The organism is Streptomyces sp. WI03-4A, assembly GCF_033792105.1.
Taxonomy (GTDB): domain Bacteria; phylum Actinomycetota; class Actinomycetes; order Streptomycetales; family Streptomycetaceae; genus Streptomyces; species Streptomyces collinus_A.
In genome coordinates this window covers 26,824-45,628 of the sequence record NZ_JARAUO010000024.1, presented here as the reverse complement: position 1 = coordinate 45,628, position 18,805 = coordinate 26,824, and the positions used below count along the sequence as shown (strand labels likewise).

17 protein-coding genes, 1 tRNA gene, 1 pseudogene and 1 riboswitch are annotated in these 18,805 nt (G+C 71.0%); of the genes and pseudogenes, 5 read left to right on the top strand and 14 right to left on the bottom strand.

Annotated elements, in window-relative coordinates:
* Positions 1 to 296: 296 nt before the first annotated feature.
* The gene (locus PV343_RS23370; RefSeq protein WP_319148905.1) at positions 297 to 1,106 is read left to right on the top strand and encodes a hypothetical protein; all 810 of its coding nucleotides are present in this window, start codon (positions 297 to 299) and stop codon (positions 1,104 to 1,106) included.
* Between the two features lie 33 nt (positions 1,107 to 1,139).
* Here PV343_RS23370 and PV343_RS23365 read toward each other — a convergent pair whose 3' ends face one another.
* The gene (locus tag PV343_RS23365) at positions 1,140 to 1,451 is read right to left on the bottom strand and encodes a hypothetical protein (RefSeq protein ID WP_166662790.1); all 312 of its coding nucleotides are present in this window, start codon (positions 1,449 to 1,451) and stop codon (positions 1,140 to 1,142) included.
* A gap of 99 nt (positions 1,452 to 1,550) precedes the next feature.
* On the opposite strand from PV343_RS23365, the gene PV343_RS23360 reads away from it, so the two are divergent.
* Positions 1,551 to 1,781 carry a DUF4287 domain-containing protein gene (locus PV343_RS23360; RefSeq protein WP_020940491.1) on the top strand — a complete coding sequence of 77 codons (231 nt, stop codon included), beginning with the start codon at positions 1,551 to 1,553 and terminating at the stop codon, positions 1,779 to 1,781.
* A gap of 55 nt (positions 1,782 to 1,836) precedes the next feature.
* On the opposite strand, the gene PV343_RS23355 is transcribed toward PV343_RS23360, so the two are convergent.
* From PV343_RS23355 to PV343_RS23335, 5 genes and pseudogenes are all read right to left on the bottom strand, one after another.
* Positions 1,837 to 2,697, bottom strand: coding sequence for a Bax inhibitor-1/YccA family protein (locus PV343_RS23355; protein WP_319148904.1), 861 nt, complete (start codon positions 2,695 to 2,697; stop codon positions 1,837 to 1,839).
* Positions 2,698 to 2,877: 180 nt separating this feature from the next.
* Positions 2,878 to 3,423, bottom strand: a pseudogene (locus PV343_RS23350) (FAD-dependent monooxygenase); the annotation flags it as partial.
* Positions 3,424 to 3,465: 42 nt separating this feature from the next.
* On the bottom strand, positions 3,466 to 4,938 hold the full coding sequence (locus PV343_RS23345; protein ID WP_319148903.1) for an FG-GAP and VCBS repeat-containing protein: 1,473 nt from the start codon (positions 4,936 to 4,938) through the stop codon (positions 3,466 to 3,468).
* A 135-nt stretch (positions 4,939 to 5,073) separates the two neighbouring features.
* The gene (locus PV343_RS23340) at positions 5,074 to 5,286 is read right to left on the bottom strand and encodes a DUF4287 domain-containing protein (protein ID WP_319148902.1); all 213 of its coding nucleotides are present in this window, start codon (positions 5,284 to 5,286) and stop codon (positions 5,074 to 5,076) included.
* Positions 5,287 to 5,360: 74 nt separating this feature from the next.
* The gene (locus tag PV343_RS23335) at positions 5,361 to 6,050 is read right to left on the bottom strand and encodes a DUF998 domain-containing protein (protein WP_319148901.1); all 690 of its coding nucleotides are present in this window, start codon (positions 6,048 to 6,050) and stop codon (positions 5,361 to 5,363) included.
* Positions 6,051 to 6,180: 130 nt separating this feature from the next.
* Here PV343_RS23335 and PV343_RS23330 point away from each other — a divergent pair, with 130 nt between their 5' ends.
* On the top strand, positions 6,181 to 6,801 hold the full coding sequence (locus PV343_RS23330) for a TetR/AcrR family transcriptional regulator (RefSeq protein ID WP_319148900.1): 621 nt from the start codon (positions 6,181 to 6,183) through the stop codon (positions 6,799 to 6,801).
* Between the two features lie 160 nt (positions 6,802 to 6,961).
* On the opposite strand, the gene PV343_RS23325 is transcribed toward PV343_RS23330, so the two are convergent.
* Positions 6,962 to 7,045 (bottom strand) — tRNA-Leu (locus PV343_RS23325).
* Positions 7,046 to 7,437: 392 nt separating this feature from the next.
* On the opposite strand from PV343_RS23325, the gene PV343_RS23320 reads away from it, so the two are divergent.
* Together PV343_RS23320 and PV343_RS23315 are read left to right on the top strand one after the other, a co-directional pair.
* Positions 7,438 to 8,208: an ABC transporter ATP-binding protein gene (locus PV343_RS23320; protein ID WP_319148899.1), complete on the top strand. Its 771-nt coding sequence runs from the start codon at positions 7,438 to 7,440 to the stop codon at positions 8,206 to 8,208.
* The gene (locus PV343_RS23315; protein WP_319148898.1) at positions 8,208 to 10,736 is read left to right on the top strand and encodes an ABC transporter permease; all 2,529 of its coding nucleotides are present in this window, start codon (positions 8,208 to 8,210) and stop codon (positions 10,734 to 10,736) included. The genes PV343_RS23320 and PV343_RS23315 overlap by 1 nt, the downstream gene beginning before the upstream one ends.
* A gap of 68 nt (positions 10,737 to 10,804) precedes the next feature.
* Here PV343_RS23315 and PV343_RS23310 read toward each other — a convergent pair whose 3' ends face one another.
* From PV343_RS23310 to PV343_RS23280, 7 genes are all read right to left on the bottom strand, one after another.
* Positions 10,805 to 12,094, bottom strand: coding sequence for a cyclopropane-fatty-acyl-phospholipid synthase family protein (locus PV343_RS23310; RefSeq protein ID WP_319148897.1), 1,290 nt, complete (start codon positions 12,092 to 12,094; stop codon positions 10,805 to 10,807).
* A gap of 241 nt (positions 12,095 to 12,335) precedes the next feature.
* On the bottom strand, positions 12,336 to 13,718 hold the full coding sequence (locus PV343_RS23305) for an NAD(P)/FAD-dependent oxidoreductase (RefSeq protein WP_020940496.1): 1,383 nt from the start codon (positions 13,716 to 13,718) through the stop codon (positions 12,336 to 12,338).
* A 445-nt stretch (positions 13,719 to 14,163) separates the two neighbouring features.
* The gene (locus PV343_RS23300) at positions 14,164 to 15,105 is read right to left on the bottom strand and encodes a Ppx/GppA phosphatase family protein (RefSeq protein ID WP_319148896.1); all 942 of its coding nucleotides are present in this window, start codon (positions 15,103 to 15,105) and stop codon (positions 14,164 to 14,166) included.
* Positions 15,102 to 15,650, bottom strand: a complete 549-nt coding sequence (locus PV343_RS23295; protein WP_319148895.1) for a DUF501 domain-containing protein — start codon at positions 15,648 to 15,650, stop codon at positions 15,102 to 15,104. Before PV343_RS23295 ends, PV343_RS23300 begins: the two co-directional genes overlap by 4 nt.
* A 47-nt stretch (positions 15,651 to 15,697) precedes the next feature.
* Positions 15,698 to 16,174 (bottom strand): FtsB family cell division protein, encoded by a 477-nt coding sequence (locus PV343_RS23290; RefSeq protein WP_319148894.1) that lies wholly within the window; start codon positions 16,172 to 16,174, stop codon positions 15,698 to 15,700.
* A gap of 104 nt (positions 16,175 to 16,278) precedes the next feature.
* Positions 16,279 to 17,586 carry a phosphopyruvate hydratase gene (eno, locus tag PV343_RS23285; RefSeq protein ID WP_319148962.1) on the bottom strand — a complete coding sequence of 436 codons (1,308 nt, stop codon included), beginning with the start codon at positions 17,584 to 17,586 and terminating at the stop codon, positions 16,279 to 16,281.
* Positions 17,587 to 17,921: 335 nt separating this feature from the next.
* Positions 17,922 to 18,605: a transglycosylase family protein gene (locus PV343_RS23280; RefSeq protein ID WP_319148893.1), complete on the bottom strand. Its 684-nt coding sequence runs from the start codon at positions 18,603 to 18,605 to the stop codon at positions 17,922 to 17,924.
* A 4-nt stretch (positions 18,606 to 18,609) separates the two neighbouring features.
* Positions 18,610 to 18,778: riboswitch (cyclic di-AMP (ydaO/yuaA leader) on the bottom strand.
* Positions 18,779 to 18,805: the final 27 nt, after the last annotated feature.

Genomic DNA, 18,805 nt, shown 5'->3' with positions numbered 1-18,805 from the left:
GCACACCACCGATCCACCATCGGTGACCGGCCGGGCACGGCAGGTCACGGAACGGCCCGGAACCCGGAAAACGCCAGGGTTCTGGGCCGTTTTGTGATCCAATCTCCCTCAGGATGTGACCTATCTCCCTCACCGGGGAGAACACCGCAGGTCAGCGCAGGTCAGCGGGACGACCCACGAAGCCACGGACCCAAAGTCCCGTCCGTTTCGTGACGTTACGCACTGACAGCTGCTTAGTCCGCCCTTCAAGCTGATGTAGGAAGTCGGGGGTCGACTTTGAACCTGGGAGTACGTCAGTGAGCGCCATGCCGATCGCCCTGCTGCTCACCACGGCCGCCACGGGCGCCGTGGGCGTCGCCGTCCTGCGCACCGTGCTGAAACTGCGCCGCCAGCTCACCGAGCTGCAGGCCCAGCTGACCGGTGACCAGGCCGCGGCCGTGGGCGCCCTGCTGCCCGCGGCCCGCGCCGCGGACGCCGACGAGATACGCGCGGCGGTCGCCGAGGCGCTCGCCGAGGAGCGGGAGCGGGAGCTCGCCGAGGCGCGCGCCTTCTGGGCCGCCCAGGAGGCCCGTGACGCCTCCGACGCGCCCTCCCTGCTGGGCCTGCCCGACAGCGACCTGTTCCTGCCCCGGCAGACGGACTTCTCCGGACTGGAGCCGATCACCGGGCCGTCCGCCGAGGCCGACGAGCTCTCCGCCAGGGACTTCGCCCAGGGCGGCACCCCGACGGAGTCCGCCGAGCTGGCCGCGGCCCGCCGCCGCCACCCCTCGCACCCCGACTTCGTCCCGGTGCAGTCGCCTGCCGTGAACGACCACGAGCGCACGGTGACCGCCCTGGAGCAGCTGGCTGCCGAGCAGGTCGAGCTGTCCGACGTGCGCCCCGGCCCGCTCGGCACCCTCGACGTCTACGTCTTCGCCGACGGCACCACGCTGTGCATGACGCCGGGCCACCGCGAGACGGCCGAGCGCCTGGCGGCGGCCCTGGGCAAGGGCGAGACGCCGTACCTGCTCGGCGGCTCGGGCATCTCGGGCGCCTACACGCTGACGTTCGCGTGCGGCGAGGACACGGTCTACATCCTGGCGGACCGGGTCATCGCGTCCCTGTGACCGCGGTCGCGTCCCGGTGTCCGCCGGGACGTCTCACACCCCCGCCTTCTTGCGCGCCTCCTCCACCAGCCGCACGGCCTCGGCGACCTCGTCGTCGCTCTCCAGCACCACGGCCAAGTCGTGCGCGGCCACCAGGATTTGGTCGGCGGCGGCGAACATCCCCGCGTCCGGCATCTCCCGCGGCTCGGCGGACGGCTCCTCCACGTGCTGCGCCCACCGCGCCAACTCCCTGGCCAGCGCCAGCGCCTCGGCGGCGGCGCTGCGCTGGAGGCGGCTCTGGGGTGCCGCCCGCAGACGGTCGGCGAAATGATCCACTGCTCGGGTCAACGGCGTCGTATCAACCACGCGCCGAGCGTAACGCGCCGCACTGTTGCCAATACGCGAACGCTCAGGCACGGTGACGTGAAGGACCGGCTTACATCCCCTTTGCGTTCGGAGGCGCCGATGTCCCAACTCTTCTCCGAGGAGACCCACCGCAACCTGCTCGCCCGCATCCCGCACTGCACCGGTCGTGAGGTCTCCGACTGGCTGCGCACCGTCGAAGAAGGCCCCGCCCTGTTCCGCTTCGAGGAGAAGGTCAGCTGGCTCCGGCACGAGTACGACCTCGCGTACGGCCACGCGAAGGCGATCGTGCACGAGTACGACCTGCGCAGGGCGGCCCGCAAGCTGCTCTGAGACGCCGGAAGGGCCCCGGGCGAACCCGGGGCCCTTCCGCGCGTGCGGGGTAGCGCTAGTCGTTGCTGCTGAAGATCGCCACCAGTCGCAGCATCTCCACGTAGATCCACACCAGGGTCATGGTGAGGCCGAACGCGGCGAGCCAGGACTCGTTGCGCGGGGCGCCGTAGGCGATGCCGTCCTCGATCTGCTTGAAGTCGAGGGTCAGGAAGAACGCGCCGAGCAGGATGGCGATGATGCCGACGATCGCGCCGAGCGGCCCGAAGCTGCGCAGGCCACCGTCGGCGGCGACGCCGAACGCCACCAGCAGCAGGTTGACCGCCATCACGAGGATGAACGCCATGGCGATGGCCATGCCGACGCGGGCGTAGCGCGCGGTGACGCGGATCCAGCCGGCCTTGTAGACCAGCAGGGTGGCGGCCGAGACGGCCAGCGTGCCGAGCACCGCCTGGAAGGGGGCGCCGCTCCAGCGGGTGTTGAACATCTCGCTGATGACACCCAGGAAGACGCCCTCGAAGGCGGCGTAACCCAGGATCAGGGCGGGCGAGGGGGTGCGCTTGAAGCTCTGCACCAGCGCCAGGACCATCGCCACGATCGCGGCGCCGAACGCCAGCGCGTAGCTGGTCCCGGAGACCGGCAGCAGCGTCCAGGCGAGGACGGCGCCGACGGCGACCGTGCCGAGCGTCAGGGCCGAACGGGTGACGACGTCGTCCATCGTCATCCGGTCGGTGGTGGCCGGGGCCTGCGGCGGGGCGCCGTGCTGCACGCCCTGCTGGGCGTACGGGTTCTGCGCGTAGGGGTTCTGCGCGTACGGGTTGCCCTGTGCGTACCCGGCCTGCGCTGCGGTGTTGAAGCCGGCGTAGCCGTTGTCGCGGCTGAACCCCCGTCGCGAGAAGACCGGGTTACTGCTCCTCATTTCACTCCTCCATGGCCACTCTGCGCGGCCTTGGCCTCAAGGGTAATGGATTGGCAAAAGAACGACGTGATACCTGGGGAGGATCTTTCCCTCGTCCTCCTGCGGCGCAACACGCTACGCGGAAGCCTCATTCCCGGTCACGCAGGCCCCCATTCCCCCTCGGGCCCGGCACCTGCCCGGTCAGCCCAGCGGGAATCCCGTGTACGCCTCCGCGAGGTCGGTCTCGGCCGACCGGGTGGTGGCGATCCGCTCCAGCCGGGCGAGCTGGAGACGGCCCTCGAAGTCACCGGCGTCCGGGGCGGGGTGGAGCAGGGCCGTCATGTCGCAGGAGAACCGCTCGGCCTGCCAGACCCGGCGCAGGCAGGTCGCGGAGTAGGCGTCGAGCAGGTCCGGTGAGCCGGTGCTCCGTTCGTGGACGAGCGCCCGGGCGAGGGTGACGACGTCACCGACGGCCAGGTTCAGCCCCTTGGCGCCTGTCGGCGGCACGATGTGGGCGGCGTCGCCGGCGAGGAAGAGCCGGCCGTGGCGCATCGGCTCGTGCACGAAGGACCGCATCGGGGTGACCGACTTCTGGGTGATCGGGCCGCGCTCGAGCCGCCAGTCGTCGTCGGTCTCCAGGCGCCGCTCCAACTCGTCCCAGATCAGCTCGTCGTCCCACGCGCCGGCCTCCGTCCCGGCGGGCACCTGGAGGTGGAGGCGGGAGACGGACGGGGAACGCACCGCGAGGGGGACGGAGGTGGCCCTGGAAAAGGGCGGGGAGGTGCGGGGCTACGGGATCACCAGCAGCGGGCCGTTGTCACCGCCCAGGTTCTCCCCGAACTCCGCTCCCGCGGCCGGCGCACCGAGGTCCACCGGGTTGACGGCGTAGGCCTTCGCGGTGGTGGCGCCGGACGCGGTGCCGCGCAGCAGCCACACCGCACCCCCGTTCACGACCCGGCCCAGGTCCTCGCCCGGCGCGCCCACCCCCAGGTCCGCTTTCCCGTCCCCGGTCACGTCCAGCAGCCGCAGCGAGCCGCCGAACAGGTCGCCCTTCTCCACGGCTCCCGGCACACCCGGGGTGCCCTGGTGGAACGCCTGCGCGCCCGTACCGGTGAGCCCGCCCCGGCCACCCTTGAGCAGCACCACCGAGCCGGCCTTCACGACCCGGCCGATCGCCTCGCCCGGGTCGCCCATGGCCAGGTCCGCGTATCCGTCGCCGTTGACGTCGCCCGCGGCGAGCCGCGCCCCGAACTGGTCGCTCTTCTCGCTCACACCGGGGACGCCCGCGGTCTCCTGGGTGATCGTCCTGGTCCGGGTCGTACCGGGTCCGTCGGGCGAGCCGTAGTAGATCTTGACCGTCCCCGCGTCCTCCCCGAGGTCGGTCAGGCCGTTCGGGTAGACCCGGGTGGCGAGGTCGGCGTAGCCGTCCCGGTCGAAGTCGCCGACGGCGGTGGCGTTGGCCGAGGGCAGCCGCCGCGGCACGGTGGACAGTCCCTGCCGCGTGCCGAGCCAGAGCTTGCCGCCCTCGGCGTGGTCCTCGTAGACGTAGAAGGTCGCCAGGTCCTCGATGCCGTCGCCGTTGAAGTCGCCCGCGGCGGTGGTGCAGATCGTGTTGTCGGTGCTGTACACCGTCAGCCGCTGGTCGCGCGCCGGCGCCCCGTCCCGGCCGAAGGGGCCGTAGAGCACGTCGTGGTAGTCGAAGTCCTCGGAGTCGCGCAGGAACAGGTCCTGGTGGCCGTCGCCGTCGAAGTCGCCCGCGGTGATGTCGTCGCCGACGAACGCGTTGGCGGGCGCCGGGACCCGGACCGCGTCCTGGCCCGAGAGGCCCGTCCGCCGGCCCCACAGGATGATCACCGAGCCGCCGACGTTGTCCGCGGGCCGGTACTCGTGCGTCGCCACCGCCAGGTCGGTCAGGCCGTCGCCGTCCAGGTCACGGGGGATCAGCTCGTAGCCGAAGCCGTGGTTGTCGCCGGAGGCGCCGGGAACGCCCGGGCTGTCCTGGGTGAGGACCGTGGTGCGGGCCCTGCCGAGACCGGCCGGCGAGCCGTAGCTGACGGCTATGTAGCCGGCCCAGGAGTGGCCGCCCACCTTGGCGGCGGGGACGGCGACGGCTAGGTCCTGGTAGCCGTCCCCGTCGAAGTCCTCGCGCACGGTCGCCGTGCCCACGGCGGCGGACGCCGGGTGCGCGGTGAGCGGCACGGTGACCGCCCCGATCAGAGCGGCGGCTGCGGCGGCCGTGACGGCCGGTCTGCGGAAGCCCACGGGTCCTCCTTGAAGCGCGAGCGGTGTCGAGCGCGAGCGCACGGATGAGCGTCGCCTGTGAGACACCCCGCGGGAACCGATGGTTGTGCGTGGCCCCGGGCGTCGCTCCGCCGCCCGGGGCACCGTGTCACCGGGTCACTCGCCGCTGTCCTCCGCGAGCGTGTGGGCGACGAGGGCGTTGGCGTGCCCGTGCCCGAGTCCGTGTTCGGCCTTGAGCCAGGCGACCAGTTCCATGTGCTTGGTCAGGGGCGAGCTGCGGACCAGTTCCTTCCACTCCGCGATCGGGCGGCCGTACTTCTTCTCGATCGAGGGGAAGTAGCTGGCGGGGCCCTTCACCGGTGCGCTCATCTCGGTTTCCTCTCCCTTGTGTGACGTTCGTGAGTCTGATCGGCTTGTGCCTGTCCGGCGCTCGTGCGGACCGTTCATGCCCTCATCAGGCGGGCCGTGACCGCGGCCAGCCACAGCAGACCCAGGCCGGCGCCCGCGGTGAAGGCGACCACGGTGGCGCCGGAGCCGGCGAAGCCGGCGAGGACCGCGACGGCCGTCACGCGGCAGCCGACGGCCCAGCCCCGCAGCCCCCGGGCGGCGAAGTGGCGGGCCAGGACGACGAAGGCCGCGCACAGGGCCAGGTAGCCCACCATGCCGCTGAGCATGTGGAGGGTGCCGTGCCAACTCAGCGCGGTACCGCGGGCCTCGGGGGCACCGGCGGGGAAGCCGGCCCCAGGGTCGGCGGTGAACACCGCGGCCAGCAGGAACGAGGCGCCGAAGACACCGGTCAGCCGCGGTGCCCAGACCCCGCCTGGCGCGTCGCGCAGCGTGCGGCGCAGGCCCGCCGAGCCCGCGAGCACCAGCACGCCGGTCAGCAGGAAGCTGGTCACCTGGATCCACCCCAGCGCGCCGAGGCTGAGCTGGCTGATCGCGTTGCGGGTGAAGTCGAAGCCGTCGCGGGTCAGCCCCTGTATCGCGCCCACACCCAGGAACAGCGGGCCGGCCACGAGGCCGCCGGCCGACAGTGTGCGGGCCGGGAGCCGGGCCGGTGCCGATGCCGGAGCGGTGGCGGTGGCGGTGGCGGTGGCGGTGGCGGTGACCGAAGCGTGGACGGTCTGGGTCATGGTGAGTCTCCCCCAAGACGGAACTGGACGGTGTAGTACTCGTCGCGGCCTGGCGTTACAGTAGCCCCGACAGAACTAGACTGTCCAGTACTAAAAAATGGATCTGCCCAGCCCTCATCGAGGAGTCGGAATGGAAGCGATCGAACAGAGCCGGTCGGCCCGCAAACACAAGGCGATCATGGACGCCGCCACCCAGGCGTTCCTGGCCAAGGGTTACTCGGGGACCAGCATGGACGACATCGCGAAGCTCGCCGCGGTCTCCAAGCAGACCGTCTACAAGCACTTCGCCGACAAGGAGAAGCTGTTCGCCGAGATCGTCCTTGCCACCACCGGCCAGGTCGAGGCCATGGTCAACCTGGTGGCGGGCATCCCGGCGGACGCCGACCGCCTGGAGGAGAACCTCACCCGGCTCGCCGGCCGGTTCCTGACCGCGCTCACCCAGCCGGAGGTGCTCCGGCTGCGGCGTCTGGTCATCGCCAACGCCGACGTCTTCCCCGAGCTGGGCGCGTCCTGGTACGAGCAGGGGTTCGAACGAGTTCTCGCCACTCTGGCGCTCACCTTCGGGCGGCTCGCCGACGAGGGGCTGCTCCGGGTCGACGACCCCCTGCTGGCCGCCCACCACTTCTCCGGCCTGCTGCTCTGGATCCCCGTGAACAGGGCGATGTTCCACGGCGGACCCCGGCACACCCAGGCCGAGCTCGACCGCTACGCCACCGCCGGTGTCGCCGCCTTCCTGGCCGCCTACCGCTGACCGGCCGTCACCGCCGCCGCGGTCGGGCGAATCCGGCCAGGGGACGACCGAGAGGAACCGGCACGGGAGCGGAGGGGTGAACACCACCGGAGGTGCGACCGGCGGGCCGCTGCCGGACCGGTTCGGAGAGCGCCCGCGCCCTCGGTCGCAGGCGAGGAAGTGCCCGGAGCCGGACTTGAACCGGCACGCCCGCGAAGGGGCAGCGAGGTTTAAGCTCGCCGTGTCTGCATTCCACCATCCGGGCAGGCCATGGGCACCGCGTCGAGGGTCCGAGCCTATCGGGACGCATCCCTCGAACAGCGGAGGGGACGGCCCGATGTTGTCTTATTTTATTGACGTCTGAGGGTGCATCAGTCCGCGGAACGGGCCATCAGCACTTGCCAATAGCGTGACGTGGCGTGGGCGCGCGCGTACGCGGAATGACGGAATTTCACCTACCGAACGAGGGCGGTCCACCTGTTCTGAACCTCGCGGCCGTCAGGGTCGCCCGTCCTCCCCAGGTATGACACGGGCCCCTCCCGTCCGACCGCAGTCGCCCTCCGGAACCGGATCAGCGACTGACTACACGGGCGCAGGCGGCCGGGACGATGGATCGGTCCCCACGAACCGACGCCGTCCCGACAGGAGCACCTTCCCGTGACCACCACACCCACCGCCGGCCGAACCACGGCCGTGGCCGCACGCGCCACGGAGCTGTCGAAGATCTACGGGCAGGGCGAGACCCGGGTGGTCGCCCTCGACCGGGTCTCCGTCGACTTCCGGCAGGCCGAGTTCACCGCGATCATGGGTCCGTCCGGCTCCGGCAAGTCCACGCTGATGCACTGCGTGGCGGGCCTGGACACCTTCTCCTCGGGCTCGGTGCGGATCGGCGAGACGGAGCTGGGCTCCCTGAAGGACCGGCAGCTCACCAAGTTGCGCCGCGACAAGATCGGCTTCATCTTCCAGGCGTTCAACCTGCTGCCGACGCTGACCGCGCTGGAGAACATCACCCTGCCGATGGACATCGCCGGGCGGAAGCCGGACAAGGCATGGCTCGACCAGGTCATCCAGATGGTCGGGCTGTCCGGACGGCTCGGCCACCGGCCGTCCCAGCTGTCCGGCGGCCAGCAGCAGCGGGTCGCCGTGGCCCGTGCGCTCGCCTCCCGGCCCGACATCATCTTCGGTGACGAGCCCACCGGAAACCTCGACTCGCGCTCGGGCGCCGAGGTGCTGGGCTTCCTGCGCAACTCCGTGCGCGAGCTGGGCCAGACCGTGGTCATGGTGACCCACGACCCGGTGGCCGCCGCCTACGCGGACCGGGTCGTCTTCCTGGCCGACGGCCGGATCGTCGACGAGATCCACGCACCCACGGCCGACTCCGTCCTCGACCTGATGAAGCAGTTCGACGCGAAGGGCCGTACCAGCTGATGTTCCGCACCGCCCTGCGCAACGTACTCGCGCACAAGGCCCGGCTCCTGATGACCGTGCTCGCCGTCATGCTCGGCGTGGCGTTCGTCTCCGGGACCCTGGTCTTCACCAACACCATCTCCGACGCCTACCAGCGGAGTTCCGCCAAGGGCTTCGACCGGGTCGACGTCGCCGTGACGCCCAAGTACCAGGACTCCGAGGGCGACCGGGTCGGCGGGAGGGCCGACCTGACCCAGGCCGTGCTCGACAGGGCCGGTCACGTCCCGGGCGCCGCCTCCGCGACCGGTGTCGTCAGCGGCTTCACCGCCGTCGCCGACCAGGACGGCAAGCTGGTCGGCGGCGACTGGCAGTCCGCCGGCGGCAACTACTGGGGAACGAAGGACGCCCGGTACCCGCTGGTCGACGGCCACGCCCCGCACGGCAAGGACGAGGTACTGCTCGACTCCAGGACCGCCGAGCGCGGCGGCTACAAGGTCGGCGACACCGTGCGGCTGTCCGTGGACGGACCGGTCCTCACCCCGACCCTCGCCGGCGTCTTCACCACCGACGACGGCAACGTCTCCGCGGGCGGCAGCCTCGCCCTGTTCGACACCCCCACCGCACAGGCCCTGTTCGGCAAGAAGGGCACCTACGACGAGATCGACGTGCGGGCCGCGGCCGGCACCGGCCAGGCCGCGCTGAAGTCCGAGCTGGACAAGGCACTGCCCGCCCGCCTGGTGGAGACCACCACCGGCGAGAAGCTCGCCGACGACCAGGCCACGCAGATCGCCGCCTCGATGAGCGGTCTGAAGCAGGCCCTGCTGGTGTTCGCCGGCATCGCGCTGTTCGTCGGCACCTTCATCATCGCCAACACCTTCACCATGCTGGTCGCCCAGCGCACCCGGGAACTGGCCCTGATGCGTGCGGTCGGCGCCTCCCGCCGCCAGGTCACCCGCTCGGTGCTCATCGAGGCGTTCGCGGTAGGCGCGGTCGCCGGTGTGACGGGACTCGCGGCCGGCATCGGCATCGGCGCGGGCCTGCGCTCCCTGCTCGGCTCCTTCGGCGCGAGCGTGCCCGACGGGCCGCTGGTGATCACCCCCGGCACCGTGGTCGCCGCCCTCGCGGTCGGCATCCTCATCACCATGCTCGCCGCCTGGCTGCCCGGCCGCCGGGCCGCGAAGATCCCGCCGGTGGCGGCGATGAGCAGCGTGCACGCCAAGGCCACCACCAAGTCCCTGGTGCTGCGCAACACGTTCGGCGCCCTGTTCTCGGCGGCCGGTGTCGCCACGGTCCTCGGGGCCACGACGATGAACGCCGACGCGGCGCAGGCCCCGATGGGCCTGGGCGCCGTCCTGCTGATCATCGGCGTGTTCATCCTGACCCCGCTGCTGTCCCGGCCGCTGATCGCGGCCGCCGCCCCGGTGCTGCGCGTCTTCGGGGTGTCGGGCAAGCTGGCCCGGCAGAACTCGGTGCGCAACCCGCGCCGTACGGCGGCCACCGCCTCCGCGCTGATGATCGGCCTGACCCTGATCACCGGCATGACGGTGATGGCGGGCAGCCTGCAGACGGCGATCGACAAGATGGCCTCCTCCGCGATCCGCGCGGACTACGTCGTCTCGATGGCCAACCGCGGCCCGCTCTCCCCCGACGTGGCGGACAAGGTCGCCGCCGCCGACGGCGTGACCGCCAGCAGCCCGCTGCGCAACGCCGAGTCCCGCATCGACGGCAGAACCGAGTTCCTGACCGGCGTCAACGGTTCGTCCATCGGGAAACTGACGGACCTGAAGGTGGACGACGGCGCCTTCGAGGTCGGCGGCTCGCGGGTCGTCGTCGACAAGGACCGGGCGAAGGACTACGGCTGGAGGACCGGCTCGCACTTCACCGCGCACTTCGAGGACGGCAAGGCGCGGCGGCTGACCGTCGCCGGGATCTACGAGGGCAACGAGATGATCAACGGGATCATGCTCGACAACAGGGTCCTCACCCCGCACCTGAAGGACCCGGCCGACATGCAGGTCATGGTCAGGACGGCGGGCGGCACCTCGGAGGCGGCCAGGAACACGCTGACCAAGGCCCTCGGCCTGAACCCGGCGATCAAGATCCAGGACAAGCAGGACATCTCCAACGACATCGCGAAGATGTTCACGACGATGCTGAACATGCTCTACGGCCTGCTCGGCATGGCGGTGATCGTCGCGGTCCTCGGCGTCATCAACACCCTGGCGATGTCGGTCTTCGAGCGTTCCCAGGAGATCGGCATGCTCCGCGCCATCGGCCTGGACCGCAAGGCGGTCAAGCGGATGGTCCGCCTGGAGTCCCTGGTGATCTCCCTGTTCGGCGGTGTCCTCGGCATCGGCCTCGGCGTGTTCTTCGGCTGGGCGGCCGGTGAGCTGCTGGGCACGAAGATGCCGACGTACGAACTGGTCCTGCCCTGGGCCCGGATGGCGCTCTTCCTGCTGCTGGCGGCGCTGGTCGGCGTGCTGGCCGCGCTGTGGCCGGCCCGGCGCGCGGCCCGGCTGAACATGCTGACGGCGATCAAGGCCGAGTAGCGGCACGACCGCACCGAGGGCCCCGTTCCGTGACCGGAGCGGGGCCCTCGGCGTGCCAGGGGACGAGGTCAGGTGTTCCAGGTGCGGGTGCGCAGCGGCAGCCCCGAGGCGCCCGGGTCCGGGGTGCGGATGGCCAGGACCTGGTTGACGCCGATGCGGTTGCGTTCGAAGGCGAGCGCGCAGGCGGCCATGTAGAGGCGCCAGACACGGGCGCGGCCGGGGCTGGTGAGGCGGACCGCGCGGCCCCAGTCGTCCTCCAGGTTGGTGACCCAGCGGCGCAGGGTGCGGGCGTAGTGCTCGCGGAGGGACTCCACGTCCCGGACCTCGAAGCCGGCCCGCTCCAGCAGGGTGACGGTGGTGCCGATCGGCGCGAGCTCACCGTCCGGGAAGACGTAGGCGTCGATGAACCGGTCCACCTCGTACGCCGACTCGTCGCGCTGCGGACGGCGGGCGATCTGGTGGTTGAGCAGCCGGCCGCCCGGTCTCAGCAGGCCGTGCAGGTCGCTCGCGTACTCCAGATAGCGTTCGGCGCCGACGTGCTCGGCCATACCGATGGAGGAGATGGCGTCGTAAGGGCCGTCCACGACGTCCCGGTAGTCCTGGACGCGGATCTCCACCCGGTCGGTCAGCCCCTCGTCGGCGACCCGCTTGCGGGCGTAGGCGGCCTGCTCCTGCGAGAGGGTGATCCCGACGACGCTCACGCCGTGCTCGCGCGCCGCGTGGATGGCCATCGAGCCCCAGCCGCAGCCGACGTCCAGCAGCCGCTGTCCCGGCGTCAGGCCGAGCTTGCGGGAGACGAGTTCGAGCTTGTCGCGCTGGGCGGACTCCAGTGAACCGCCGTCCTCCCAGTAGGCGCACGAGTAGACCATGGACGGTCCGAGGACGAGTTCGTAGAAGTCGTTGCCCACGTCGTAGTGGTGGCTGATGGCCCGGCTGTCGCTGCGCCGGGTGTGCAGATGGCGGCGTCTGCGGACCTCCTCGCGCGGCGGGGCGGGCGGGATCGGCGGTCCGACGAGCCGCAGCAGCTCGCGTCCGGCGGCCCGCACCTCGGGGTCGCGCAGCGCCTGGATCAGGGTGCGGGCGTCCTCGCCGCGCTCCCAGACGGACCCGGCCACGGCCTCCAGGGCCGTGTACAGGTCCCCCTCGATGTCCAGGTCCCCGGCGACCCAGGCGCGGGCCATGCCCAGTTCACCGGGTTTGAACAGCATTCGGCGCAGGGCGCGGCGGTTGCGGATGACGAGGGCCGGGGCCCCCGGCGGGCCGGCCTGCGAACCGTCCCAGGCGCGGATCCGCAACGGGAGCGGTGCTCCCAGCATCCGCTCGGCAAGACTCCTCAGCCGCGACGCGGCGTCGGCCATGGCGCACACCTCCAAGACGACGATCCCGGATGTCCGTTCACCACGTAAACACCGCGGAGCGCTCAGCGCAGTCCCGCAAAGGAGTTACAAGTGGGCAAAAAGGATGCACCGCACATGTAAATCGGGCGCGAACGGGGCCCGGGCAGAGGCCGGAATAGGCCCGGACACGCCGAAGGACCTCCCGCACCACGGATGGCGGGAGGCCCTTCGGTTCGTTCGGTTCGTGCGCGACCGGGAGGGGTCAGGAGGCCTTGGCCTTCTCCTCGGTCTTGCTCGCGGCGGCGACCGGCGCGGGCTTGGCGGCCTCGTAGAACTCCTCGCGGGGGTTCTCCATGGCGCCCAGGGACACGACCTCGCGCTTGAGGAACATGCCGAGGGTCCAGTCGGCGAAGACGCGGATCTTGCGGTTCCAGGTCGGCATCGCCAGACCGTGGTAGCCGCGGTGCATGTACCAGGCGAGGCGGCCCTTGAGCTTGATCTTCATCTTGCCCATGACGATCATCGCCACGCCCTTGTGCAGGCCGAGACCGGCGACCGCACCCTTGTTGGCGTGCTCGTACTCCTTCTGCGGGAAGCCCCGCATGCCGGAGATCACGTTGTCGCCGAGGGCGCGGGCCTGGCGCAGCGCGTGCTGGGCGTTCGGCGGGCACCAGGCGTTCTCGTTGCCGGCCTTGCGGCCGACGAGGTCCGGGACCTGGGCGTTGTCGCCGGCGGCCCAGATGTAGTCCGTGCCCTTGACCTGGAGTGTGGGCTCGCAGTCGACGTGGCCGCGGGGGCCGAGGGGCAGACCGAAGCGGGCGAGGGCCGGGTTCGGCTTGACGCCGGCGGTCCAGACGATGGTGTTGGAGTCGACCTCGAGGCCGTTCTTCAGCACCACGTGGCCGTCGACGCAGGAGTCCATGGACGTGGAGAGGTAGATCTCCACACCACGGCTCTCCAGGTGCTCCTTGCCGTACTGGCCGAGCTTGGGGCCGACCTCGGGGAGGATCTTGTCCGCGGCGTCGACGAGGACGAACCGCATGTCCTCGCGGGAGACGTTCTTGTAGTACTTGGCCGCGTCCCGGGCCATGTCCTCGACCTCGCCGATGGTCTCCGCGCCCGCGAAGCCGCCGCCGATGAAGACGAAGGTGAGCGCCTTGCGGCGGATCTCCTCGTCGGTCGTGGAGTCGGCCTTGTCGAGCTGCTCGAGGACGTGGTTGCGCAGGCCGATGGACTCCTCGATGCCCTTCATGCCGATGCCCTGCTCGGCGAGGCCGGGGATCGGGAAGGTGCGGGAGACCGCGCCCATCGCGATGACCAGGTAGTCGAACGGCAGCTCGTACGCCTCGCCCACGAGCGGGGCGATCGTGGCGACCTTGCGGTCCTGGTCGATGGTGGTGACCCGGCCGGTGAGGACCTCCGCCTTCGGCAGCACGCGTCGCAGCGGGACGACGACGTGCCGAGGGGAGATGCTGCCGGCGGCGGCTTCGGGGAGGAAGGGCTGGTAGGTCATGTACGACCGGGGGTCGACGACCGTGACGGTCGCCTCTCCGTAGCGCATCTTCTTGAGAATGCGCCGAGCTGCGTACAGGCCTACGTACCCACCGCCTACTACGAGGATCCTGGGACGCTCCGTGGTGCTCATGCCATCGAGTATCCACCTGCCTCGGCAGGGGTGCTCGTGCGCCCCTTCACAAGGTTGGACAGGGCCTGTGCTAAACTCCGCGACCCGCGTGACGCAGGTCATGGTCACGATCGGGAACCGGCGGGCGGTCTGACCCGTTGTCAAGGCCGCGTGAGCTGCCTCTCTTGCTCCCCGGAGGAGCGGTGAGCCTTGCGTGACACCCCCGGAACACCCCCCTCCGCAGGACCCTCGCGCTCACTGCCTGAACATGTTCAAACAGCTCGGGAGCCCCCGGAAGGGCCTGTCGGCCCCATTTCTCGGTTCCGCGAGGCGGAATTCCTTGTGAAGAACTTCACGAACTTTCCCGGGCGACCGTCCCCGAGGGGCCCCGCGAGGGCCCCTCGGACCCGCTCAGACGTTATCCGACCTGCTCAGCCGATGGCTACCAGTCAGTAACGAAAGAGAGCTAGGCCACCGACCAGGCGATGCCGTCGAGGATGTCGTGCTCGCTGACGACGACCTCCCGGGCGCCGATCCGCTCCATGATCGCCAGCAGCACGAGGGCGCCCGCCCCGATGACGTCGACCCGGCCCGGGTGCATCGACGGGATCGCCGCGCGCTCGGCGTGCGTGGAGCGCAGCAGCCCCTCGGTGATCTCGCGGACGCGGTCGTGGGAGATCCGGGAGTGGTGGATGCGCGCGGAGTCGTACTCCGGCAGGTCCTGGGCGATCGCGGACACCGTGGTGACCGAGCCCGCGAGGCCCACCAGGGTGTGCGCCTCGCGCAGCGGGACCGTCCGCTCGGCGAGGTCGAGGGCGGCCTCGATGTCGGCCCTTATCGCGGCGACCTGCGCCTCGGTGGGCGGGTCGCTCACCTTGCCGTCGTGCACCAGGTGCCGTTCCGTCATCCGCACGCAGCCCACGTCCACGGAGCGGGCGGCCCGCACGTGGTCGTCGCCGACCACGAACTCGGTGGAGCCGCCGCCGATGTCCACGACGAGGTAGGGCCGGGCGAGGTCGTCACGGCCCGTCAGCTCCCTGGTGGCACCGGTGAAGGAGAACTCGGCCTCCTGGTCGCCGGTGATGACCTCGGGCTCGACACCGAGGATGTCCACGACCCCGCGGACGAAGTCGTCCCGGTTCTCGGCGTCGCGGGAGGCGGAGGTGGCGACGAAGCGGAGCTTCTCGGCGCCGTGCTCCTTGATGATCTCCGCGTACGCGCGGCACGCGGCGAAGGTGCGTTCCAGCGCCTCGGGGGCGAGCCGGCCGGTGCGGTCGACGCCCTGGCCGAGCCGCACGATCGTCATGCGCCGGTCCAGGTCGACGAGTTCACCCGTCGCGGGGTCGGCGTCGGCGACCAGGAGCCGGATGGAGTTCGTACCGCAGTCGATGGCGGCGACGCGGGTCACTTGGCATCCCCCTCGGCGGGCTCGGCGGCCTCGGCCGGCGTCACGCACGGCCCCTTGGCCCACCACTCGGGCAGCATCGCGATGGCCTCGTCGCCCAGCGGGTTCACGCCCGGCCCCGCGGCCAGCGAGTGGGCGACGAGCACGTGCAGGCACTTCACCCGGTCCGGCATTCCGCCGGCGCTCGGGAAGCCCTCCAGGACCTCGATCTCGTCGCGGCGCCGGATGTAGTCCTCGTGCGCGGCGCGGTAGGCGGCGGCCAGTTCCGGGTCGGTGGCCAGCCGCTCGGTCATCTCCTTCATGACGCCGTTCGCCTCCAGCGTGCCGATCGCCGAGGCGGCGCGCGGGCACGTCAGGTAGTACGTCGTCGGGAAGGGCGTGCCGTCGGGCAGGCGGGGTGCCGTCTCCACGACGTCCGGCTGGCCGCAGGGGCAGCGGTGCGCGATGGCCCGAAGGCCCCGCGGCGGGCGGCCGAGCTGCTGCTCGAAGGCCTCGACGTCCGCGTCGGTGGGCTCGGTGTGCGGAGTGGGCGGCGGAGGCGTTTCCATGACTGCTTTCAGGGTGGCTTTCTGTCGGTCACCGGCCGGGGGCCGGCTCACTGGTCGGAGGCGTCGGACTTGTCGACCCCGTCCCAGACGTTCGCGTACCAGGGCCGGCGGGCGGCCCCGAGGTCGGCGCGGGACTGCTTGGCCGCGCCCGGGTCGATCACGACGTACCCGGTCTCCCCGGGCATCACGTAGTGCAACCGGCGCCGGATCTGCTGTTCGGCGTAGGCGTCGTCCTGCCAGCGCGCCTTCAGGTCGCGGAGCTGCTCGACGCGTCTGCGGGCCTGTTCCTGCTGCCGCTGCTGGTCGGCGATCTCGGCGCGCTGCGAGACGTACTGCCGCATCGGGTAGGCGAGCGCGACGATCATCGAGCACAGGACCAGCGCGAGCAGGGCCGCGCGGCCCGTGAGCCGGGAGCGGCGCGCCTGCCGCTTGGTCTGGGAGCGGTAGACCCGGGCCGCCGTCTGCTCGCCGAGCAGCCGCAGCCTGGTCGCGGTGGAGAAACGGTCCCGGTCCTTCACGGCCATGTGGCTTGCCGCCTCCCCTTCCACGTGCGTACGTCCCCGGACACGGTACGGGACCGGGTACGGGGACGTACGTACGACTGGCTAAGACTTAGCCCGGTGGGAGGTCAGCCCTTGGAGACCTCGACGTGGCCGCGGAAGCGCGGGAACGCGCTGCGACCGGCGTAGACGGCGGCGTCGTCGAGGATCTCCTCGATGCGCAGCAGCTGGTTGTACTTGGCGACACGCTCGGAGCGGGCCGGGGCACCGGTCTTGATCTGGCCGCAGTTGGTGGCGACGGCCAGGTCGGCGATGGTGACGTCCTCGGTCTCGCCGGAGCGGTGCGACATCATGCACTTGAAGCCGTTGCGCTGGGCCAGCTCGACGGCGTCCAGGGTCTCGGTGAGCGAGCCGATCTGGTTCACCTTCACCAGCAGGGCGTTGGCGGTGCCCTCCTCGATGCCGCGGGCGAGGCGCTCGGGGTTGGTGACGAACAGGTCGTCGCCGACGAGCTGGACCTTGTCGCCGAGCTTGTCGGTGATGACCTTCCAGCCGGCCCAGTCGTCCTCGAACAGCGGGTCCTCGATGGAGACGAGCGGGTAGGCCGCGACGAGCTCCTCGTAGTACTCCGTCATCTCGGCGGCGGAGCGCTCCTTGCCCTCGAAGAGGTACTTGCCGTCCTTGTAGAACTCGGAGGCGGCGACGTCGAGGGCGAGGGCGATCTGCTCGCCGGGCGTGTAGCCGGCTTCCTTGACGGCCTCGAGGATGAGGTCGAGGGCCTCGCGGTTGGAGCCGAGGTTCGGGGCGAAGCCGCCCTCGTCGCCGAGGCCGGTGGCCAGACCCTTGCTCTTCAGGACCTTCTTCAGCGTGTGGTAGACCTCGGTGCCCCAGCGCAGGGCCTCGGAGAAGGACTCCGCGCCGATCGGGGCGATCATGAACTCCTGGATGTCCACGTTGGAGTCGGCGTGCGAGCCGCCGTTCAGGATGTTCATCATCGGCACCGGGAGCAGGTGCGCGTTGGGGCCGCCCAGGTAGCGGAACAGCGGCAGGTCGCTGGCCTCGGAGGCGGCATGGGCGACGGCGAGGGAGACGCCGAGGATGGCGTTGGCGCCGAGCGAGCCCTTGTTGTCGGTGGCGTCCAGGTCGAACATGGCCTGGTCGATCAGGCGCTGCTCGGTGGCGTCGTAGCCGACCAGCTCGGGGCCGATCTGCTCGATGACGGCGAGGACGGCCTTCTCGACACCCTTGCCCTGGTAGCGGTTCGGGTCACCGTCGCGCAGCTCGATGGCCTCGAAGGCGCCGGTGGAGGCGCCGGACGGAACGGCGGCACGACCCGTGCTGCCGTCGTCGAGGCCGACCTCGACCTCGACCGTGGGGTTGCCTCGGGAGTCCAGGATTTCCCGGGCTACGACGACGTCGATGGACGGCACGAGCATCTCCTTCATGGATGTGACGCTGGTTGTGCGGGGCTGGTGTGCCGCGCGCCTAGAGCCTAACCGTCCAAGGGGCGTCGGCCACCGACCGACCGTCCCGTGGACAGGCGAGGACTGGGAGGGACAGGGGGAACCGTACCCATTGTTTCCGTCCGGAACAAAGGGGCTTGCGCGTGAGGCCCGGCCGAACACCCGGGAAACAGCAGAACCCCGCCCCGGCGCGTACGGGGGACGACGCGCCGGGGCGGGGAGCCCGTGGGGACGGGGGACGACTCTCACGGGGCCTCAGGGCCGGAACCCGGGGGTGAGAGCGCGGTGCTCCCTGAGGGAGCCGGGGGTCACTTCAGGTGGAGCTGCTGACCCGGGTAGATGAGGTTGGCGTCCTGGACGATGTCCTTGTTCAGCTCGAAGAGCTTCTTCCAGCCGCCCTGGACGTGGTGCTTGCCGGCGATGAGGCTGAGGGTGTCGCCCTTGACGACCTTGTACTCGCCGTCACCCTTCTTGACCTTCTTGCCGGTCGGGGTGGTGACGGTCTTGCTCGCCGACGGGGCGGTGCGGGTGGCCGAGCGGTTGGCGGCCTGCTGGTCGGTGGAGCGGGTGGTGGTGGTGCTCTTGCTCGTACCGGCCGAGGCGGCGGCACCGGAGTACGGGGTGCCGGACAGGCCCGTGCCACAGACCGGCCAGGCTCCCTTGCCCTGCGCGGCCAGCACCTTCTCGGCGACGGCTATCTGCTGCGCCTTGCTGGCCTGGTTGGCCTGCGCGGCGTAGGCGGTGCCGCCGTACGCCGCCCAGGTGGAGGCGGAGAACTGCAGACCGCCGTAGTAGCCGTTGCCGGTGTTGATGGACCAGTTGCCGCCGGACTCGCACTGGGCGACCTTGTCCCACTCGGAGGCGGTGGCGGCGGAGGCGTTGCCGGCCGCCATCAGCGGAGCGGCGACGACGGCGCCGGTGACACCGGCGAACGTGATGGCGCGGACGGCCTTGGACGGACGACGGTGCTTGCCCTTGCCGGAAAACAGCATGGATCGATCCCCTCACCGACGCCTGCGAGGTGAGCTGTCGGGTTCGGGCCGGTTGAGTTGCCCGGCCGTGCCTCCCTGGGAGGCACGGCTCCACCCCTAGCCGGTTCCAGCTCGACTGCTGGGCCCGGCACTTACCTTGGGTCCCCCGCTCCTGCCTGCGGCGCGTGACGCGACGACTGTTCCCGGGCAACCGCTGGCAG